Annotated in this window: 20 protein-coding genes and 1 tRNA gene; 7 read left to right on the top strand and 14 right to left on the bottom strand. The window is 26.4% G+C overall.

The annotated features are described in order from the left end of the window. Positions 1-173: 173 nt before the first annotated feature. Both IGS63_RS04255 and IGS63_RS04250 read right to left on the bottom strand, forming a co-directional pair. Entirely contained in the window at positions 174-2,339 is a 2,166-nt protein-coding gene (locus tag IGS63_RS04255; protein ID WP_190615759.1) for a methyl-accepting chemotaxis protein, read from the bottom strand. Between the two features lie 110 nt (positions 2,340-2,449). Continuing rightward, entirely contained in the window at positions 2,450-2,659 is a 210-nt protein-coding gene (locus tag IGS63_RS04250) for a DUF3783 domain-containing protein (protein ID WP_190615758.1), read from the bottom strand. A 220-nt stretch (positions 2,660-2,879) separates the two neighbouring features. Between IGS63_RS04250 and IGS63_RS04245 the strand changes: the two genes are divergently transcribed. Continuing rightward, complete coding sequence (locus tag IGS63_RS04245) at positions 2,880-4,043, top strand: type III PLP-dependent enzyme (protein WP_190615757.1); 1,164 nt, start codon at positions 2,880-2,882, stop codon at positions 4,041-4,043. 60 nt (positions 4,044-4,103) lie between these two features. On the opposite strand, the gene IGS63_RS04240 is transcribed toward IGS63_RS04245, so the two are convergent. Both IGS63_RS04240 and rsmG read right to left on the bottom strand, forming a co-directional pair. Beyond that, positions 4,104-4,877 carry a lipoate--protein ligase family protein gene (locus tag IGS63_RS04240; RefSeq protein WP_190615756.1) on the bottom strand — a complete coding sequence of 258 codons (774 nt, stop codon included), beginning with the start codon at positions 4,875-4,877 and terminating at the stop codon, positions 4,104-4,106. Next, entirely contained in the window at positions 4,874-5,578 is a 705-nt protein-coding gene (rsmG, locus tag IGS63_RS04235) for a 16S rRNA (guanine(527)-N(7))-methyltransferase RsmG (protein ID WP_190615755.1), read from the bottom strand. The genes IGS63_RS04240 and rsmG overlap by 4 nt, the downstream gene beginning before the upstream one ends. A gap of 40 nt (positions 5,579-5,618) precedes the next feature. Between rsmG and IGS63_RS04230 the strand changes: the two genes are divergently transcribed. Continuing rightward, positions 5,619-5,705: transfer RNA gene (locus tag IGS63_RS04230), tRNA-Ser, on the top strand. Between the two features lie 22 nt (positions 5,706-5,727). On the opposite strand, the gene lepB is transcribed toward IGS63_RS04230, so the two are convergent. From lepB to IGS63_RS04185, 9 genes are all read right to left on the bottom strand, one after another. Further along, complete coding sequence (gene lepB, locus IGS63_RS04225; protein ID WP_190615754.1) at positions 5,728-6,696, bottom strand: signal peptidase I; 969 nt, start codon at positions 6,694-6,696, stop codon at positions 5,728-5,730. A gap of 79 nt (positions 6,697-6,775) precedes the next feature. Further along, a complete protein-coding gene (gene rplS / locus IGS63_RS04220) occupies positions 6,776-7,123 on the bottom strand; it encodes a 50S ribosomal protein L19 (RefSeq protein ID WP_190615753.1) in 348 nt (115 codons plus the stop codon). A gap of 30 nt (positions 7,124-7,153) precedes the next feature. Further along, on the bottom strand, positions 7,154-7,723 hold the full coding sequence (locus IGS63_RS04215; RefSeq protein ID WP_190615752.1) for an RNA methyltransferase: 570 nt from the start codon (positions 7,721-7,723) through the stop codon (positions 7,154-7,156). After that, positions 7,713-8,456 (bottom strand): tRNA (guanosine(37)-N1)-methyltransferase TrmD, encoded by a 744-nt coding sequence (gene trmD, locus IGS63_RS04210; RefSeq protein ID WP_190616103.1) that lies wholly within the window; start codon positions 8,454-8,456, stop codon positions 7,713-7,715. The genes IGS63_RS04215 and trmD overlap by 11 nt, the downstream gene beginning before the upstream one ends. After that, complete coding sequence (gene rimM, locus IGS63_RS04205) at positions 8,446-9,006, bottom strand: ribosome maturation factor RimM (protein WP_190615751.1); 561 nt, start codon at positions 9,004-9,006, stop codon at positions 8,446-8,448. Before rimM ends, trmD begins: the two co-directional genes overlap by 11 nt. A gap of 4 nt (positions 9,007-9,010) precedes the next feature. Continuing rightward, positions 9,011-9,241 carry a KH domain-containing protein gene (locus IGS63_RS04200; protein WP_190615750.1) on the bottom strand — a complete coding sequence of 77 codons (231 nt, stop codon included), beginning with the start codon at positions 9,239-9,241 and terminating at the stop codon, positions 9,011-9,013. Positions 9,242-9,244: 3 nt separating this feature from the next. Continuing rightward, on the bottom strand, positions 9,245-9,523 hold the full coding sequence (gene rpsP / locus IGS63_RS04195; RefSeq protein ID WP_190615749.1) for a 30S ribosomal protein S16: 279 nt from the start codon (positions 9,521-9,523) through the stop codon (positions 9,245-9,247). Positions 9,524-9,576: 53 nt separating this feature from the next. Beyond that, positions 9,577-10,905, bottom strand: a complete 1,329-nt coding sequence (gene ffh / locus IGS63_RS04190) for a signal recognition particle protein (RefSeq protein ID WP_190615748.1) — start codon at positions 10,903-10,905, stop codon at positions 9,577-9,579. 242 nt (positions 10,906-11,147) lie between these two features. Next, positions 11,148-11,522, bottom strand: coding sequence for a late competence development ComFB family protein (locus tag IGS63_RS04185; RefSeq protein ID WP_190615747.1), 375 nt, complete (start codon positions 11,520-11,522; stop codon positions 11,148-11,150). Between the two features lie 242 nt (positions 11,523-11,764). Here IGS63_RS04185 and IGS63_RS04180 point away from each other — a divergent pair, with 242 nt between their 5' ends. Next, positions 11,765-13,039: an ArsB/NhaD family transporter gene (locus IGS63_RS04180; RefSeq protein ID WP_190615746.1), complete on the top strand. Its 1,275-nt coding sequence runs from the start codon at positions 11,765-11,767 to the stop codon at positions 13,037-13,039. A gap of 147 nt (positions 13,040-13,186) precedes the next feature. On the opposite strand, the gene IGS63_RS04175 is transcribed toward IGS63_RS04180, so the two are convergent. Further along, positions 13,187-14,167: a hypothetical protein gene (locus IGS63_RS04175; protein ID WP_190615745.1), complete on the bottom strand. Its 981-nt coding sequence runs from the start codon at positions 14,165-14,167 to the stop codon at positions 13,187-13,189. Positions 14,168-14,790: 623 nt separating this feature from the next. Between IGS63_RS04175 and IGS63_RS04170 the strand changes: the two genes are divergently transcribed. From IGS63_RS04170 to IGS63_RS04155, 4 genes are read left to right on the top strand one after another with little or no spacing between them, the layout of a single operon-like run. Then, positions 14,791-14,970: a hypothetical protein gene (locus tag IGS63_RS04170; RefSeq protein WP_190615744.1), complete on the top strand. Its 180-nt coding sequence runs from the start codon at positions 14,791-14,793 to the stop codon at positions 14,968-14,970. Further along, a complete protein-coding gene (locus IGS63_RS04165; RefSeq protein ID WP_190615743.1) occupies positions 14,960-15,886 on the top strand; it encodes an ABC transporter ATP-binding protein in 927 nt (308 codons plus the stop codon). Before IGS63_RS04170 ends, IGS63_RS04165 begins: the two co-directional genes overlap by 11 nt. Further along, positions 15,879-16,577 carry a hypothetical protein gene (locus IGS63_RS04160; protein ID WP_190615742.1) on the top strand — a complete coding sequence of 233 codons (699 nt, stop codon included), beginning with the start codon at positions 15,879-15,881 and terminating at the stop codon, positions 16,575-16,577. The genes IGS63_RS04165 and IGS63_RS04160 overlap by 8 nt, the downstream gene beginning before the upstream one ends. 11 nt (positions 16,578-16,588) lie before the next feature. Beyond that, the gene (locus IGS63_RS04155) at positions 16,589-17,284 is read left to right on the top strand and encodes a hypothetical protein (protein ID WP_190615741.1); all 696 of its coding nucleotides are present in this window, start codon (positions 16,589-16,591) and stop codon (positions 17,282-17,284) included. The last annotated feature ends 39 nt before the right edge of the window (positions 17,285-17,323 follow it).

Raw genomic sequence — 17,323 nt, 5'->3', positions numbered from 1 at the left:
GCAATAATGTTCTGAGTTTATCTCAGGGGGGATAGGGGGATCTATCTTCATTTATATATTACTATAAAATATGTTAACTAACAAGGATAAATGGTAAAAATTAAATATGAAATAGTTAATGTTAAATAATACATTGTAACAAAAAACGCAGTAGAAATCTACTACGTTTTTTGTTAATTTAATTTAAATTTACTTGAAAATTCATTCAATGAATCTATTGTATTATTAAGCTTAACAGCAAGATCTCCAAGTTCTTTAGCTGAATCTAATTGTTCTTCAATTTTATTAAATACTTCATTTATTTCCTTAACCACATTTTGAACAGATACATTTATTAAAGCCATAGATTCATCAATTTGTTCAAGAGAGGCACCTTGTTGTTGTGAACTTGCAGCAGTATTTTCAACCATTTCAGAAATTTCTGTTACTGCACTGAGCACACCTTCTAAACTGGTTCCAATATTTTTTATACTTGAAGTTATTTCCGTTACATTACCAGTCATTTTGTTGCTTTCTTTTGCAACACTCGTTGCATCTTTTACTAAATAATCTATATTTTCTTCTATTTTCCCAGCAGCAATATTACTTTCTTCTGCTAGTTTCCTTATTTCATCTGCAACTACAGCAAAACCTTTTCCTGCTTCTCCAGCTCTTGCCGCTTCTATTGCTGCATTTAATGCTAAAAGATTCGTTTGTTCTGCAATTTTGTGTATTGATTCTGTTATATCTTTTATAGAAATAGTCTTTGTAGAAAGATTTTGTATACTTTCATTATTCCTTGTCATCATAACTTGAATATCATCAACACTTACCATCATAGAATTTATTTCGTTTTTACTATTATCAATTTTTTCAACAATATCAGATGTTTTTATTGATAAATCAGCAGAAGCCGCAGAAATACTCTTTGCCCCTGTTGAAACATCTTCTATACTTGCTGTTGTTTCCTCAACTGAAGCTGCCATACTTTCAGTATTAGCTTGGATTGACTGCATTGAAGATTTTATTACTTCTGAATTATCAATATTTTTATTGCTCTCTTCTTCAATTTTTTCTGCATTTATTTCTATGTTTTTAGACTCTCCACGTATTTTTTCAACAATATCTATAATTGTTTTTTGTACATCGCCAAACATTCTTCCTATTATTCCAAATTCATCTTTTCTCTTTATTACTAATTTTTTAGAAACATCACCATTTGAAATTGCTTTTACAGATTCTTGTATCGTTTTTACTGGCTTTACTAAGTATTTTGTAAATATAGTTACTAAAATTAAAATAAATACAATAACAGAAACTATTATTATTAAATTAACTTGAACTAACTTATAAACAAAAGCTAATGCTTCTTTTTCATTTACTTCAATTACTATATATTTTTCATTTCCTGGAGCATTTATTTTTCTATATGCTCCTATAACAGTATTTCCATCAAAAGATTTATAGTTAGCTATTCCATTTGTTCCCTTTATAAAAGATGTATCAACCTTATCTTGAAATTTTTTTAAATTCTTAATATCATTCATCAATGTTCCGTCTTTTAAAATTATATATATTTTTGCACTTTTACCTAGATTTGTTTTTTTATTTAAAATAGAATCTAATGCATCTACTTTTTTAGAAATTATCAAATATCCATCTATTGCATATTTTTTTATTGGTATACCATAATATTCTAAAACCTCTTTTTTTGATTTAGAATATGTGAAATCCTTTAATATAGGATGTATGTGATCTTTATCTTCCTTTTTTAACTCATAAAATAAATCTCTTAAATTACCAGGTATTTTATTCAAATTTCTTGCAAAAGCTGGTCCCTTTTTATTAGAATAAACAACTCTTCCTTTTAAATCAATTAAATAAAAATCATCAAGTCCCTCAACTTTTACATAATCATTAATTATTTTATGATTTTGACCATGGAATAAATCATAATCAAAAATTCCATAAGCATCATCACCAAATTCTTCTTCTAATTTATTTTGTAAATCATCATTTAATCTTAACATTTTAGAAGGATCCTTAGGATTGGTATTTAATTCAACATAAGCTTTTCTAAAAAATGGTGTAGGATTTTCATATTCATCAAATTGTCTTGACATTGATTTAACCATAGAAGATAAAAAATCTAACTTAGCCATACTGTCTATTGTTTTAGAAAAGCTTTCATAATAATTTGTTACTTTTTCAGAAAAATTACTTGCTATAGTATCTATGCTACTGTGTGTCTGAGTTACAAGTGCATTTTTTGACATATTATAACTTATTCCCCAAACTAAAAAAAGAGGAATCAAAGCAAAAGAAAGAACTACTAATAGCAACTTAGAAGATAATTTCATCAGTACACCTCCAAAAATATTCATTTACGAATATTATAACATTTTTTTATTGTATCATCAATGTTTATTTTTTTATTTTGTAAATAAACTTGTAACAATTTAGAAAAGAATTATTTTTTGTTTTCTTTATATTTTTTCATCTCTTCATGTTCTAAATTTAATTCTTTAATTAATTCTTCTACAGTCCATTTTTTACTAGTTTCCGTAACAGTTGCAAAAATAATTTCTGGCATTCCTTCTAAACTTTTAATAGCTCTCATTATTTTTAAAGTTTGTTCATTTGTAAAACCATCCATTATAATTGTTGAAATATCAGACATTTTATTACCTCCTTATTCTTACTTCATATAAATATTATAACACATCATTCTCATTTATTAGTAAAAAATTTATTTTTTATAGTTCGATTTTTACTCCCAAAATGCACACTAAAGTTTACATTATTTGAGTATAACTTTAACGCATTGAACTATATTATGTTACCTAAAAATTATTTAATATAAAGCGAAAAAACAAATCTAAATTTGGAGGTGTCGGATTTTGAAACTCAATGAATTAATAAGAAAAGCAGCAAATATTTTGGATACTCCTTTTCTTGTTTTAGATCTTAGCTATGTAGATAAAAATTATGATAGATTAAAAAAATCAATAAGTAATGTTGAAATATATTATGCGGTTAAAGCTAATTCACACAATGAAATTCTAGAACTTTTAAATAATAAAGGAAGTTCTTTTGATGCAGCATCAATTGGAGAAATAAAAAAGCTTTTATCAATTGGAGTTGATCCTAAAAAAATAAGTTTTGGAAACACAATAAAAAAGGAAAAAGACATAAAATTTGCATGGGAAAATGGTATTGAATTATTTGCAGTTGATTCAGAAATGGAAGTTGAAAAAATTTCAAAAAATGCTCCTGGAGCTAAAGTATATGGAAGAATAGAAACGAGTTCTAACGATGCCGATTGGCCTCTTTCAAACAAATTTGGAACAGATGTTGATCATGTAATAAGTATTCTTGAATATGCTTATAGAAAAGAATTAATCCCTTACGGAGTTTCATTCCATGTTGGATCACAATCATACAACAAACATAAATGGAAAGAAGCAATATTAAACGCAAGTGAAGTTTTTGAAAAATTAGCTGAAAAAGGAATTTATTTAAAACTATTAAACCTTGGTGGTGGAATGCCTGTACAACATGTAAAACCTATTCCAGAAGTTGAAGAAATTGGAGAAGTAATAAACGAATCAATAAAAGAATATTTAGGTTGGGTTGATGGACTTAGAGTTTTTACAGAACCTGGAAGATCAATGGTTGGAAATGCTGGAATTATGGCATCAAGAGTTCTTTTACGTTCAAGAAAAGGAACAAAAAGTTGGGTTTATTTAGATGTTGGAGTATTTCACGGACTTATGGAAACTATTGAAAACTTTAGATACGAAGTTGTAGTTGACAAAAAAGAAAATCATGAAAAAATGATTATGACACTTGCAGGACCAAGCTGCGATAGTGTTGATACTATATATGACGAAGTTGAACTGCCAGTAGATATAGATTACGGAGATATTGTTTACTTCATAAACACTGGAGCTTATACTATAGAATATGCATCTCCACATTTCAATGGAATAACTCCTCCAGTAGTTTATACTATAAAAGAACTCGAAATAGAAGTTGAAAAATATTTATCAAAAAATATTTAATAAAAAACTATATTCTTAGTAAAAAATGAGAAGCCAAAGCTTCTCATTTTTTACTATCTTTTAAATTATTTTTTCATATTTTTGGCAATAATCATCAATCATATTTACTTCTTCATTAGATAATGTATCTAAAACTATTTCTTCTTCAAAAATTTTTTCAAAGCCAACTTTAAATGTTTCTTCTAATTCTTTTAAAGAAATCTTTTTATTTAATACAGTATATATGTCTATAACATTATTTTTTAAATGTTCTATCATTTTTTCTTTATTTTTCAAATTAAAACTATTAACATAGTCAATATAATTAAATTTTTGTGGAATAGAACCATGTTGAAGAATAAATTTTTCATTTCTATACTGTGCACTTCCAATAAATTTTTTTCCTTTTATAGTAACCTCATACATAGATGAAGCATCATAACATATATCTTTTGATAATGTATTTTTTTTCTTACTTTCAACATCACAACTTATATTTAATAAATTCAATGATTCTATAAGAGCTTTTGAAATAATTTTATAACTTCCAAGAACTGTACTTGGTAATTTTATATTTTTTGATGATGCAGAGAATGAATAAGTTATTTCATCATCATGTAAAACTGCTCTACCCCCAGTTGGTCTTTTAACAACTTCTATATTCTTCTCTTTTAAGTATTCAAAGTTTATATTATTTGTTTTTTGATGTTTTCCCAAAGATAAAGTTGGAGAAGACCATCCATACAAACGTATTGTTGTTGGACTTTTTTTATTTCCAACATTATTTGCTATTGCTAAATCGCATGCCATATTCCAAATACCATTGTGGTAATCATCAACAATTAACCTTATCATATCTTACCTCCCAAAGGTCTTTTTAAAGGTATCCCTGTTTTCCTTGGATATTTATTAGGCGTTTCATCATATTTTTCATATTCTATTAAAAATCTTTTTTTATCTGATAAACTATACTCTATAATTTTTTTTTGAATAACTTTTAAAATTTGAGAAGCTTTATCTGCAAATAACTTTTCCTCTTCTTTAAAAGCTGGTCCTTTATATAAAAATACTTTACCAAATTTTTTTATAAGAGGTACGGTATATTCTAAAGCCACATCAGCCCTTGCAAGTGCTCTACAAGTTCCATAATCAAATTCATCTTTATGATTATTTGCAAACTCTTCTATTCTAGAATTAAATATAAACACATTATCTAAATTCAAAACATCTTTAAATATTTTTAAAGCATTTGTTTTTTTCTTTATTGATTCAACCAAAAAAAAGTTTATATCAGGATAACATATTGCAAGTGGAATTCCAGGAACGCCTCCTCCAGTTCCAACATCAACAAATCTTTTCCCATTTAAAGTTATTTTTAAAAATGGTGTAAGAGAGTCTATTATATGGTATTCAAAGGCTTTATTTATATCTTTTATTGAAGTTAAATTTGATTTATATTCAATCAACATTTTAGTATATTCAATAAGTTTTTCTTGTTTTTCTTTAGGAATATCATAACTTTGCAAAAAATTTACATTATTTTTATTTAAAATCATTGACAAAAGCCCACCTTTATGATAGAATATTTTCGTAGTTGGAGACGTAGTCTAATTGGTAAGGCGTCGGTCTTGAAAACCGATGAGGTAACCCCTCGTGCGAGTTCGAGTCTCGCCGTCTCCGCCACAAACCGCCGTTAGGCGGTTTTTTATTTTATTGTACCAAATCTTTTCATTGGCCAAATTCTCAAAAATGGAGTTCCTATTATATTTTTTTCTGGAACTAATCCAAAAAATCTACTATCATAGCTTTCTAATGTATTGTCTCCCATAAAAAAACAGTATCCTTTTGGAATTTTTATATTTATATAATTATCTTTATCTCTAAATATAGCTTTAGATAAATCTACATTTTTAATTAATTTTTCATACCAAGTCGTATAATCATTATCATTATTTTGTTGTTTATAAAAGTTTATATTTAACTTTCCTATATATAGTTTATTATCAAAATTCCCTTTATAAAAAAAGTATACGTTTGAAGAATATATTTCTTCTTTCAATTTTTCTGGATAAGCTAAGTACTTATAAAAATTTTCATTTTCAAAAATAGCATTTATTAAGTAATATCTATTTTCAAATCCTTTAGGGATTTTACCATTTACTTCGAGTTGTGAAACTTTAGATTTTATTAAATCTGGAACATACTTAATTTCTCCATAATACTTAATTATAAAATCTAACCATGGAGGTACTTCTTTTAAATTTCCACTTTCTAAATCTTTCCAAAACGATTCTTTTACTGGAACGAGTCTTATAGTATCTCCTGGTAATCCTACAAGCCTCTTAACATATTTCACATGACCATTAAATTCTTTTGGAGCAAAAAAATCCATAAATTTATCAAAAGCTCTTAATTTTTTTTGAGATGATTTATCTATAAAAGGGGTCCAAAAAGAAATAATATCTCCTCTTTTTGGCTTTGTATAATTATAAGTTACTTTTTCTATAAACATTCTATCTCCAACTTCAATAGTCGGAACCATTGATACTGTTGGGACCATCATCGTTTCAAAAACAAATAATCTAATTATTGTACCAAAAATAACAGCATATATTATTGCACTTAACCAATCAAGCGTTTCATGTTTAATCTTTTTTTCAATATTTTCTTTCATTTAATCCCTCCTATTCCAACTATAATTAATATAACACCAAAAAAAAGTTTCTGCAGAGACTGCAGAAACTTTTTTTATATTAGTCTCTTCTTTGTTTAATCTTAATTTTACCTCTGATTTTTCTTATATAGTAAATCTTAGCTCTTCTTACTTTACCTTTTCTTGTAACTTCTACTTTATCAATTACAGGTGAATGCATTGGGAATACTCTTTCAACACCTATTCCATCTGCACCAATTCTTCTTACTGTAAAAGTTTTACCCATTCCAGCTCCTCTAATTTGTAAAACAATACCTTCGTAAGCTTGAATTCTTTCTCTTCCACCTTCTATAACCTTTGCATATACTTTTACAGTATCTCCTGGTCTAAATGTTGGAAGGTCGTCCCTCATATAATTTTTTTCGATCGCTCTAACTAAAGCGTCCATGTTAATCCCTCCTGTACGCGATTTATTTTTTTATATTGTTTCTTCACCAATTAACCTATCCAAAGAAATAGCTACTGCAGCTCTAACAGACAGATGATTAAATTCAGCTTTACCTCTTATAGGATCTAAATCATAATCACATATCTCTCTTATTTCTTCAGGCATTCCCCAACCTGTTCCGTAAAGAATTAAAATTGGAGCAGTTTCTTCTCTTATAACTTTTTTCATCTCATCAAAAGATATTTCTTTTTCACGAGGCTTTGCTGAAGTAAAAACCAATTTTGGTCTTTTTCCCTCTATCTCTGTTATTTCTTCAATAACATCTTCAAGATATTTTCTTATTTCTGCTATTGAAAGAGCATCATTTCTGTTTGGATTGTGTTTTTTACCAAAACCTTCTTTCCAATATCTAAAAACTCTTTTAACAATTTCTCTTTGTGCAGAAAGATTTGATACCATAAAAAATTTTTTTATATTATATGTCCTACAACTCCTTGAAATATCATGTATATCAAGATTTGTAACTGCTGTAGATATTATACTATCATCTTTTCCAACTATTGGATAATGAATTAAAGCTACATAAAGCTTATTGAGCACTTTCATACAACTCCTTGATAATCTCTACGATTATCTTTTTATCTTCTTTTTGTAAATCTCTTTTTAAAAATAAATCTGGTCTTTTTAATATAGTTCTCAGAAAACTTTCTTTTTTTCTATATTTTTCTATATTAGAATGATTTCCACTTAACAATACTTCAGGTACTTTTAAGTTTCTAAGTTCAGCTGGTTTTGTATAATGTGGATAATCAAGCAATCCATTATAAAAAGAATCGTTTATTACACTGTTTTTATCTCCAACAACACCTGGAATAAATCTTAATAATGAATCTATCATAATCATTGCTGGTAATTCACCACCAGTAACTACAAAATCACCTATTGAAATTTCATCGTCTACAATACTCATTACTCTTTCATCCGGCCCTTCATATCTTCCACAAAAAAATACAATATTTTTTTTTGACGCAAGTGTTTTTGAAACATTATTATCAAATTTTCTTCCTTGTGGAGATGTCATAACAACATATGGTTTTTCATATTTACTACAATAATCATCATAAAATTGAAAAAATGGATCTGCTAACATAACCATTCCATTATTTCCACCATAACCTGGCTTATCAGTTACTTTATGTTTATCATTCGTATAATCTCTTAAATTTATAGCCTCAAAATCCACAATAGAATTTTCAATTGCTTTTCTAATTACTCCAAAGCTTGTTAAACTTGAAAACATCTCTGGAAAAATCGAAACTACTTTAATGTTTATCGTCTGATTCATCATAGGTCATTCTCTTTACAATGATTTTTTTATCTTTTTTATTCATATCTACAATAAAATCTTTTATTACTGGAATAAGTATTTCTTCATTTTCAAACCTATTCACTTGTTTTTCAACAACTAAAACTTCATTTGCACCAGTTTGAAGAATGTCTTTTACTTTACCTACAAATTCATCATCTTCATAATAAACAGAACAATTTTGTAACTCATATAAATAATATTCGTCTTTTTCAAGTTCTGGTAATGCTTCTTTTTCTATATAAAGTTCAAATCCTTTCATTTTATCTGCAGAGGATATTGTATCAATTCCTCTAAATTGAAGAATTTTGAGCTTATTAAGAGGTCTTACATTTAAAATTTTTGAAAAAAAGAACTTTTTCTTTTCTGGATTATAAAGTAAAACATCTGATACATTGTATATTAATTCTTTCATATTGGTATAAGGAAAAAACTTAACTTCTCCATTTAATCCATGGTGATTAACTATTTTTCCTATTACAACTTTTCCCTCGAGTAAATCTTCAAGTTTTTTCATTTAATCACCTTAACACTTTAAGAACAAATTTTTTCCCATCTATACCTTTTGCTGCATTGAGAATAGTATTTATTGATTTTATAGTTCTTCCATCTTTACCAATAATTTGACCAACATCTCCTGAATTTACTGAAATTTCGAATATTTTTTGAGTTTCTTCATCTCTTTCAATTATCATTATATCTTCAGGATTCTTTACTATTCTCTTTAAAATATTTTCTAGTAAAGATTTCATGAATTATTTTCTCCTTTTTTCGTACTTCATTTCGTCAAATTTCTTCATAACTCCTAATTTTGAAAGTATACTTTTTGCAGTTGCTGTTGGTTGAGCTCCCTTTAATAACCATTCAATAGCTTTTTCTTCATTTACTTTGTATAAATCATTATCATTTATTGGATTGTAATAGCCCAATGATTCAAGATATCTTCCACTTCTTTTTTCATGAGAATCTACAACAACTATTCTGTAAAATGCTTGATGCCTTCTACCCATTCTGTTCAATCTAATTTTTACCATGTTAAAAAAACACCTCCATATATATTTATATATTTAATTGATATTTAATTTATTTACATTCCAAATTTTTTCATATTTCCAAGAAACTTTCTTTTTCCCATTTTTTTTACTTGCTTCATCATTTTTTTTATTTGCTCATAAGATTTTAAAATTTTATTTATATCTTGTAATGTTGTACCACTACCCGCAGCAACTCTTTTTTTTCTTGAAAAAGTGAGTGTTTTAGGATTTTTTCTTTCTTTTATAGTCATGGAATTAATTATAGCTTCCATTTTTTTCATTTCGCTTTCGCCTTTTTTTAAATCAACATTTTCTTTTGGAACACCTGGCATCATTTCTAATATATTCCCTAATGGTCCAAGTTTTTTTATTTGCTTTATTTGAGCAAGAAAATCATTTAAATCAAACTTACCTTCCATAAACTTTTCTGCATCTTTTTCTGCTTTTTCTTTATCTAATTCACTTTCAACCTTTTCAATTAATGAAAGAACATCTCCCATTCCAAGTATTCTTCCAGCATATCTATCTGCATAAAAAGGTTCGAGAGCCACTATTTTTTCACCAGTACCAGCAAGTTTTATAGGTTTACCAGTAACATGTCTTATTGAAATAATAACCCCGCCTCTTGAATCACCATCCAACTTTGTAACAATAAACCCATTTAATTCTAATCTATCATTAAAATCTTTTGCAGTTCTTACAGCATCTTGACCCATCATAGAATCCACAACCATCAATATTTCTTCTGGTTTTATATAATTTTTTATATCTTCTAACTCTTTCATCATGTCATCATCTATATGAAGTCTACCCGCAGTATCTATTATTACTATATCATGGAGCATTTTTTCAGCATAATTCTTTGCTTCTTTAACTATTTTTCTGGCATTTACTTTATCTCCAGAAAAAACCGGAACATCTATTTGAGTTCCAAGAGTTATTAATTGATCAATAGCTGCTGGTCTATACGTATCTGCTGCAACTAACAAAGGTTTTTTTCCTTTTTCTTTGTACATTTTTGCTAATTTTGCTGCCGATGTCGTTTTACCACTACCTTGCAAACCAACGAGCATTATATATCCAGGATTTCTAGAAATAACTAATTTTTCTGGCTCTTTTCCACCCATTAACTCAATTAATTCGTTTTTTAATATTCTTATAAATTCTTGATCTGGAGTAAGACTTTCAAGTACTTTTTCTCCAAGTGCCTTTTCTTTAACCGAATCAATAAAGTTTTTAACAACCTTATAATTTACATCTGCTTCTAATAAAGAAAGTTTTACTTCTTTTACTGCATCTTTTATATTTTTTTCAGAAATTTTACCTTTTCCCGAAAGATTTTTAAAAGCAAGAGAAAATTTTTTTTGAATATTTTCAAACATTTATTTCACCCCAAATTTTTATCTAAGAAAGTATTAAAAGAAAGACTTAAATAATCCCTGATAAGTATACTATAAATTTTATTAATTTAAGTGAAAATGATGATAACACTACAACATTGTGTATACAACATTGTTGCAATTTAGTTAAGAAAAACAGAAAATAGTTTTAATCAATTGTTTTTAAAACTTTTCTAATCTTCTTTAATTCTGCTTTATATTAAAATCATATTTAGTTAACAAACTTATCTTTTATTTAAATTTGTGTTAATCAATTGTTCTATTTCGTCAAGAAAATCATCTATATCTTCTGTAAGTTTTTCAGCAGGTTTTTTATAAGAATGTGAAGGATTATTTTTTACAATTTCCATTGCATTTAAAGTTTCTCTTAAAATATCAGCTCGATATTGAGTTTTTAATGTTTCAAGTTCAGTAAATACTTTTCCTTTTAAAGTTACAGAATACTTTGGTGGAAATTTATTTAATACCATAATTAACGTATCTAATTTACACCTATTACAAGTGCACATATCTAAATTTGGCATTAAAAACATTTCCTCAACAACTTCGGAAACTAAAGCTTCCATTAAATTAAAAACTTTTAACTTTTTAGGTATCATAAAAATCTCTCCTCTTTGTTTATCTTTTATATAAAAAAATTATAGCACATAATTATTCTTTTTTTGCTATTAATTTTATTCTATTTTTATTTTATTAAATTAATTATCACTCATAAATAGGATATTAAACATCATATTTTAGCTCTAAACTTAATAAAAAATTAACAGTAATATGCTTTTAAAAAATAGGTGAAATGGTATAAGATAAGTAGGCACATTTTTTTATTTAAGGAGGACAAAAGATGAGCATGATTTTAGTACTTACCATTACAGTCATTGCATATTATTTTATTATTTTTGGAAAAAACATTAAAAAATCCATAATTACTCTTTTTTTAGGTGTTTTACTGTTTGTATTACATCCAGTAGAGGGATTAAATCTTGAGAATATGGGAGAAATTGTAAGTTTTGAAACATTGGGAATTTTACTTGGTATGATGATAATAGTTGAAATTCTCAAAGAAAGTGGTGCTTTTACCTTTACTGCAGTTAGTGCTATTAAACTAAGTCGATACAAATTTTGGCCAGTTATGTTTTTATTAATGATAATAGTAATAATGTTTTCTGCTTTTTTAGATAATCTTGTAACTATAATGATTATTGCTCCTATCATCTTTCTTGTTGCAGACACACTTGAAATAAATCCAACACCTTTAATATTACTTTCTATTTATGTAGATAACATTGGAGGTATGTCTACATTAATAGGCAGTCCTTTAAATATTGTTTTAGGATCTGTTGGAAAATTAGATTTTACTTCATTTTTAATAAAAATGCTTCCACTCACAATAATAACATTTATTACAACTATGCTCATTTATAAATTCAATAATAAAGTCGATACAAAGGAATACAATAAAAAATTAGAAAAACTAAAAACAATGGATGCTTCAAAAACAATACAAGATAAGTCTGAAATGATAAAAGGTATAGTGATTTTTTCTATTGTATTAGCTGGATTTATGCTTCACAACACAATTAATATAGATATAGCTTTAATTGCAATGACTGGAGCTCTTGTTCTCATGCTTCTTACAAAAAAAGGCTTTGAAGAAATGGCAACTGTTATAGATTGGGATACAATGTTTTTTTATGGTGGATTGTTTGCAATAGCTTTTTCTCTTGAAAAAGTTGGAGTTTCACAAGCAATAGCAAACATGTTTATGCCATTAATCAGTACGAAAATTCTACTTTTATTTGCAATGCTTTTTGCTGGTGCAATAGCAATTCCATTTTTAAGTGCCGTTCCTGGAACTTTAATTTTTGCTCCAGTAATCAAAATTTTAATAGACAATGGAGCTCCATTTGATTTATGGTATGCTTATGCAATAGGAGCTAACTTAGGAACTAACTTAACACCACTTGGAGCTGTTCAAAATATAGTTGGTGCATCGTTAATTTTCAAACAAACTGGAAAAGAAGTTTCTTTTGGTGAGTATATGCAAAAAGCATTACCAACAACATTGATAACAACCTTAATAGGGGCTATATACTTAGTTGTAATTACCTATATTTAATTAATACAAAAAATCAACGCATGGTTTTAAATAAAACCATGCGTTTTTTAGTATTAATTTTTACTATTTTCCAATTTATTTTATACAAAATTAATTATTATACTTGACAATTTATTCTACATTAAAAATATTATCTTTTATCAATAATTAATATAAATTAATCAATTTGTTTTTTACTACGTATTCATCTTTGTTGGTATCAATAACAGAAATCCTATACTCTCCTTCTGAATCGTCCTCAAGTACGAGTTTATTATCATACAACCTCATTTCATAAACAGAATTATTTCCTCCAAGATTGTAAAATTTATTTTCTGATATACTGTATTTAATTATTGAATTTCCTTTTTCAAGATCTGAATACATAAAAGCACTCATATAAATATTATCCCCATCAGATACAGAATAACCTATAAACCAATCTTCATCATCTGTTTTTTTACCAAAAACAAATTCAGACGATGGCATTGGAATTACCTTTTCTTTTTTTCCATCTTCTCCAATAACAATTATATTGTTTGTTTTAAAATTTTCAGGTAATACTTCTACATCATGTACATGGCTTGGTCCAACTACTATATAAACCTTGTCATTTATATTTATTGTAGCATTTGCTACATAAGCTGGTACTCCTAAATCATAAAATTTTTCAACTGCATCAGTTTTTATATTTATTCTTTCTATAAATGTATTTCCAGTTATATCAGACTCCTCATTTGTAAAATAAAAGTAATCTCCTTGATAATCGTTTGAATTAAAAAGTGGCATACTTCTTACAACGTTATCAACAAAGACTTCTTTTTCAATACGCTCATTTTCAATATCAACAAGAATTAATGGCATTTTCCAACCTGGTAATCTTATATTTGAAAGAATATATGCTTTCCCATCTTTTGTTGGTCTGCTCATAATTCCTGGATAACTCAATTCAAGAGTCTTTAACGACCCTGTTTTCGAATTGATTATGTATATTTTAGATTTTATGTAATCATTAAGACAGTACTTTCCATTAAAACTCTCTACAGAACTAAAAAATGCATTAAAATCTTTAATTGGAATAAATTTTTGTTCAAAATTTTCAGTGTTAAAAAGGTTTAAATAAGATCCGTCCTTAGGATTTTTTTCCAATTTGTTGTGATTGCATATGTGTTTTTAGAAAACTCTGGAAATGGTGTTGATTTATAAACAGGTAAACTGGGACCTATACATGATCCCAGCAAAATTATCATAAAAAGAATAATAATTACATAATATTTTCTCATGTCATCTTTCCTTTCATTATTTATTAAATACAAAGACTGTATTTAAGTTATCATCTCTCCATATATCCCAAGGGACAACTATTGGACTTATCCACCAGCTATGTTGAATATCTATTCCTTGATAAATCTTTTTAATTTCATCGAGAGCTATTTTATTTTCATATTAATTGTACAAGAAACCATTAAAAAAATCAATAATAAAAAAATAGACAAAATCTTTAATTTTTTTATAAAAATAGTTGACAACGTTTTTTTTTGATATAATTTTTATGACATAAATAAAAAAATAATTTGTTTTATTTTTTTAATGCATTATCATTTAAATATAAAATTTTTATAAATATAAAACAAATGAATTAATTTCGGGGCTTTTTGGAGGTTTAACAGTAATTTTATCGATTTACAAAAAAAAATTAAAGTGCTAAAATTAAAAAAGATTTAATAAAAATCTGTAACTCTATTTAAAAAAATCAAGAACAGTTTATTAAAATGGAAAACTTAAAGGGGATACATTTATTAGATACAGTCAATACAAATATTTTTTATCCAGACCAAATATATGAAGATGGTTTTATGGAAGATAAAATAAACGAATGTACAGAAGAGTATTTAAAATGCTCTTTTAAATATAAGAAAAATATCATAAAGGAGAATTTTCATGGAAAATAAAAATATACTCGAGGTCGTAAATGTTTCTAAGAGATACAGTCAAAAAAAAGTTTTAAACGATGTAAACCTTAGTGTAAAAAAAGGAGAAATCATAGGATTAGTTGGACCAAATGGAGCTGGAAAAACTACATTAATGTCAATAATCGTCGGTTTGATTAACAATTACGAAGGTGATATTTACATAGATGGTGAAAATATAAGAAAAATTAAAAAGAAGAAACAAAAACAGAAGCTTACAGGATGCATTATAGAAACTCCCGGATTCTATCCACATCTTACGGGGTACGAAAACCTTAAATTGCTTTCAATGTACTACGGAAAAGTTAGTAAACAAGAGATACTCGATGTTATTTCCCTTCTTGAATTAGAAAATGCTATGAAAAAGAAGGTTTCAAAATATTCTATGGGAATGAAGCAGAGGCTTGGTATTGCACAAACCGTTTTAGGAAATCCTAAAATTTTAGTTCTTGATGAACCAACAAATGGACTCGATCCTACTATTATTCCAAAAATAAGAGATTTTATCAGATATTATGCTAAAGAGAAAAATATATCAACATTCATATCAAGTCATATTCTTTCAGAAATTGAAACTATCTGTGAAAAGGTTCTGTTTTTAAAAAATGGTGTAATTGTTGACAGAATCGACCTTGAAAATGAAAGAAACAGCAAAAGAAAGATGTTTATCTTTAAAACTAACAAAGCAGAAAAATTGTTTGAGTTTTTCAAATCAAAAAATATTTTTTCAAAAATAAATGAAGAAAACAGAGTAATTGCATCTCTTGAAGAAAAAGACATAGAACTTTTGATACCTGAAATATTAAGTTCAGGAATTGTTATTACCGAAATGAAAGAATACATGGAAAAACTTGAAGATAGATTTCTTAGAAAGATGGAGGGGAACTTGGTTGATTAATATAATAAAGATTTCATTTTTAGATTTTTACTATATGATTAAAACAAGAATATTTATTATTTTAAATATTTTGACAGTATTGGCTATATTTTTTATTTCTAATACGGTTTTGAAAAAAGTTGGTGTATCACGTATTTCAAATGTAGTAGCATTTTGCCAATATTTTTTAATGGTATTCTTTGTTTCTTTAGCTGTAGCTAAGGATTTATTGTTTAAAACTTCAAAATTTATTTTTACAGGGTATTTTTCGAGAATATCAGTTATGTTTGAAAAATTAATGGTAGTCCTGCTCATAGGATTATTTTATGGTTTGTTGATTTATATAATCACTGTGGTTTTAACTACCTTGAAATATGCATCATTTAATTTTTCTTATTTTTTGGATCAAAAAGCATTAAACTATATTTTAATTTCCATATTATATGCTTTTTTTGTAGGAAGCATTTCATTACTCATGTTGTCTGTAAAAATTAATGGTAAAAATTTATTATTCATAAATTTCTTTATTTTTGAGTTGAATATGTGGATAAATGAAATATATCCAGCTATTTTAAAAAAAGTATTTGAAATACCTGAAAAATGGATTATATTTGGAAATATAACATTAGAACAAGTTTTAATAATAAGTAGTGTATCCATTAGTTGCTATATACTTTCACTTTTAATAACTGAGAAAGTAAGTCTTGTTTAGGAGGAATTGATTTGATTAAATCTGCATTTTTTGAATTTAGAAAAAATTATTTAAAAAAACTCTTTTTATCTCTTTTAATCCCGACAGTAATTATTTTTATAAAAAGTTTTGACCCTATAATGACCTTTGAATTTGTACAAATTTTTATGTTATTATTTTCGTTCTTCATATTTTTATACTTTATTTCAATCATATCTACCAATGAGTTTTTTTTAAAAACGAGTAAATTTGTATACACTGGATTAAATTTAAGAAAAGAGGTATTAATTAAAAAGTTTTTAATTATGATTTTTGCAAATATTTTCACGTTTCTTTTTTTTACACTTAGTACAACTTTACTTAGAATAATTGTATATAATATTTCATTTGATATGATGACGATATTAAAAAATTTAGTTGTTTTTTTATTTTTGGGAATATTTATTTCAACATTCAATCTTTTTGTTTCATATATTACGTTGAATGCTATTATGAGTATAATAATAAATTTATTATTATTTTTTCCAGAATTTTATCAAATTTTAAAAATGATTCCAAGTAAAAACAAAGTCATAAGTACAATAATATACAATATACCATTTGATATATCATTTATGGGGTTTATTACCTTAAAGTATTCATTTAATAACATGTTAATCCTTTTAGTATTTTCAACAATATTTATTATTTTTTCTCTAATCATACTCGAAAAACGTGATCTAAAATAGATAAAAAAATGATTATAGATTATTTAATTTTATATATTT

It is taken from the genome of Tepiditoga spiralis (assembly GCF_014701195.1).
GTDB lineage: Bacteria > Thermotogota > Thermotogae > Petrotogales > Petrotogaceae > Tepiditoga > Tepiditoga spiralis.
This window is presented reverse-complemented; position numbering and strand designations above follow the sequence as displayed.

What these genes read in the sequence shown, in the direction of transcription:
- IGS63_RS04255 (WP_190615759.1), bottom strand. Translation starts at nt 2,339, where the DNA reads ATGAAATTATCTTCTAAGTTGCTATTAGTAGTTCTTTCTTTTGCTTTG.
- IGS63_RS04250 (WP_190615758.1), bottom strand. Translation starts at nt 2,659, where the DNA reads ATGTCTGATATTTCAACAATTATAATGGATGGTTTTACAAATGAACAA.
- IGS63_RS04240 (WP_190615756.1), bottom strand. Translation starts at nt 4,877, where the DNA reads ATGATAAGGTTAATTGTTGATGATTACCACAATGGTATTTGGAATATG.
- rsmG (WP_190615755.1), bottom strand. Translation starts at nt 5,578, where the DNA reads ATGATTTTAAATAAAAATAATGTAAATTTTTTGCAAAGTTATGATATT.
- lepB (WP_190615754.1), bottom strand. Translation starts at nt 6,696, where the DNA reads ATGAAAGAAAATATTGAAAAAAAGATTAAACATGAAACGCTTGATTGG.
- rplS (WP_190615753.1), bottom strand. Translation starts at nt 7,123, where the DNA reads ATGGACGCTTTAGTTAGAGCGATCGAAAAAAATTATATGAGGGACGAC.
- rimM (WP_190615751.1), bottom strand. Translation starts at nt 9,006, where the DNA reads ATGAAAAAACTTGAAGATTTACTCGAGGGAAAAGTTGTAATAGGAAAA.
- IGS63_RS04200 (WP_190615750.1), bottom strand. Translation starts at nt 9,241, where the DNA reads ATGAAATCTTTACTAGAAAATATTTTAAAGAGAATAGTAAAGAATCCT.
- rpsP (WP_190615749.1), bottom strand. Translation starts at nt 9,523, where the DNA reads ATGGTAAAAATTAGATTGAACAGAATGGGTAGAAGGCATCAAGCATTT.
- ffh (WP_190615748.1), bottom strand. Translation starts at nt 10,905, where the DNA reads ATGTTTGAAAATATTCAAAAAAAATTTTCTCTTGCTTTTAAAAATCTT.
- IGS63_RS04185 (WP_190615747.1), bottom strand. Translation starts at nt 11,522, where the DNA reads ATGATACCTAAAAAGTTAAAAGTTTTTAATTTAATGGAAGCTTTAGTT.
- IGS63_RS04180 (WP_190615746.1), top strand. Translation starts at nt 11,765, where the DNA reads ATGAGCATGATTTTAGTACTTACCATTACAGTCATTGCATATTATTTT.
- IGS63_RS04170 (WP_190615744.1), top strand. Translation starts at nt 14,791, where the DNA reads ATGGAAAACTTAAAGGGGATACATTTATTAGATACAGTCAATACAAAT.
- IGS63_RS04165 (WP_190615743.1), top strand. Translation starts at nt 14,960, where the DNA reads ATGGAAAATAAAAATATACTCGAGGTCGTAAATGTTTCTAAGAGATAC.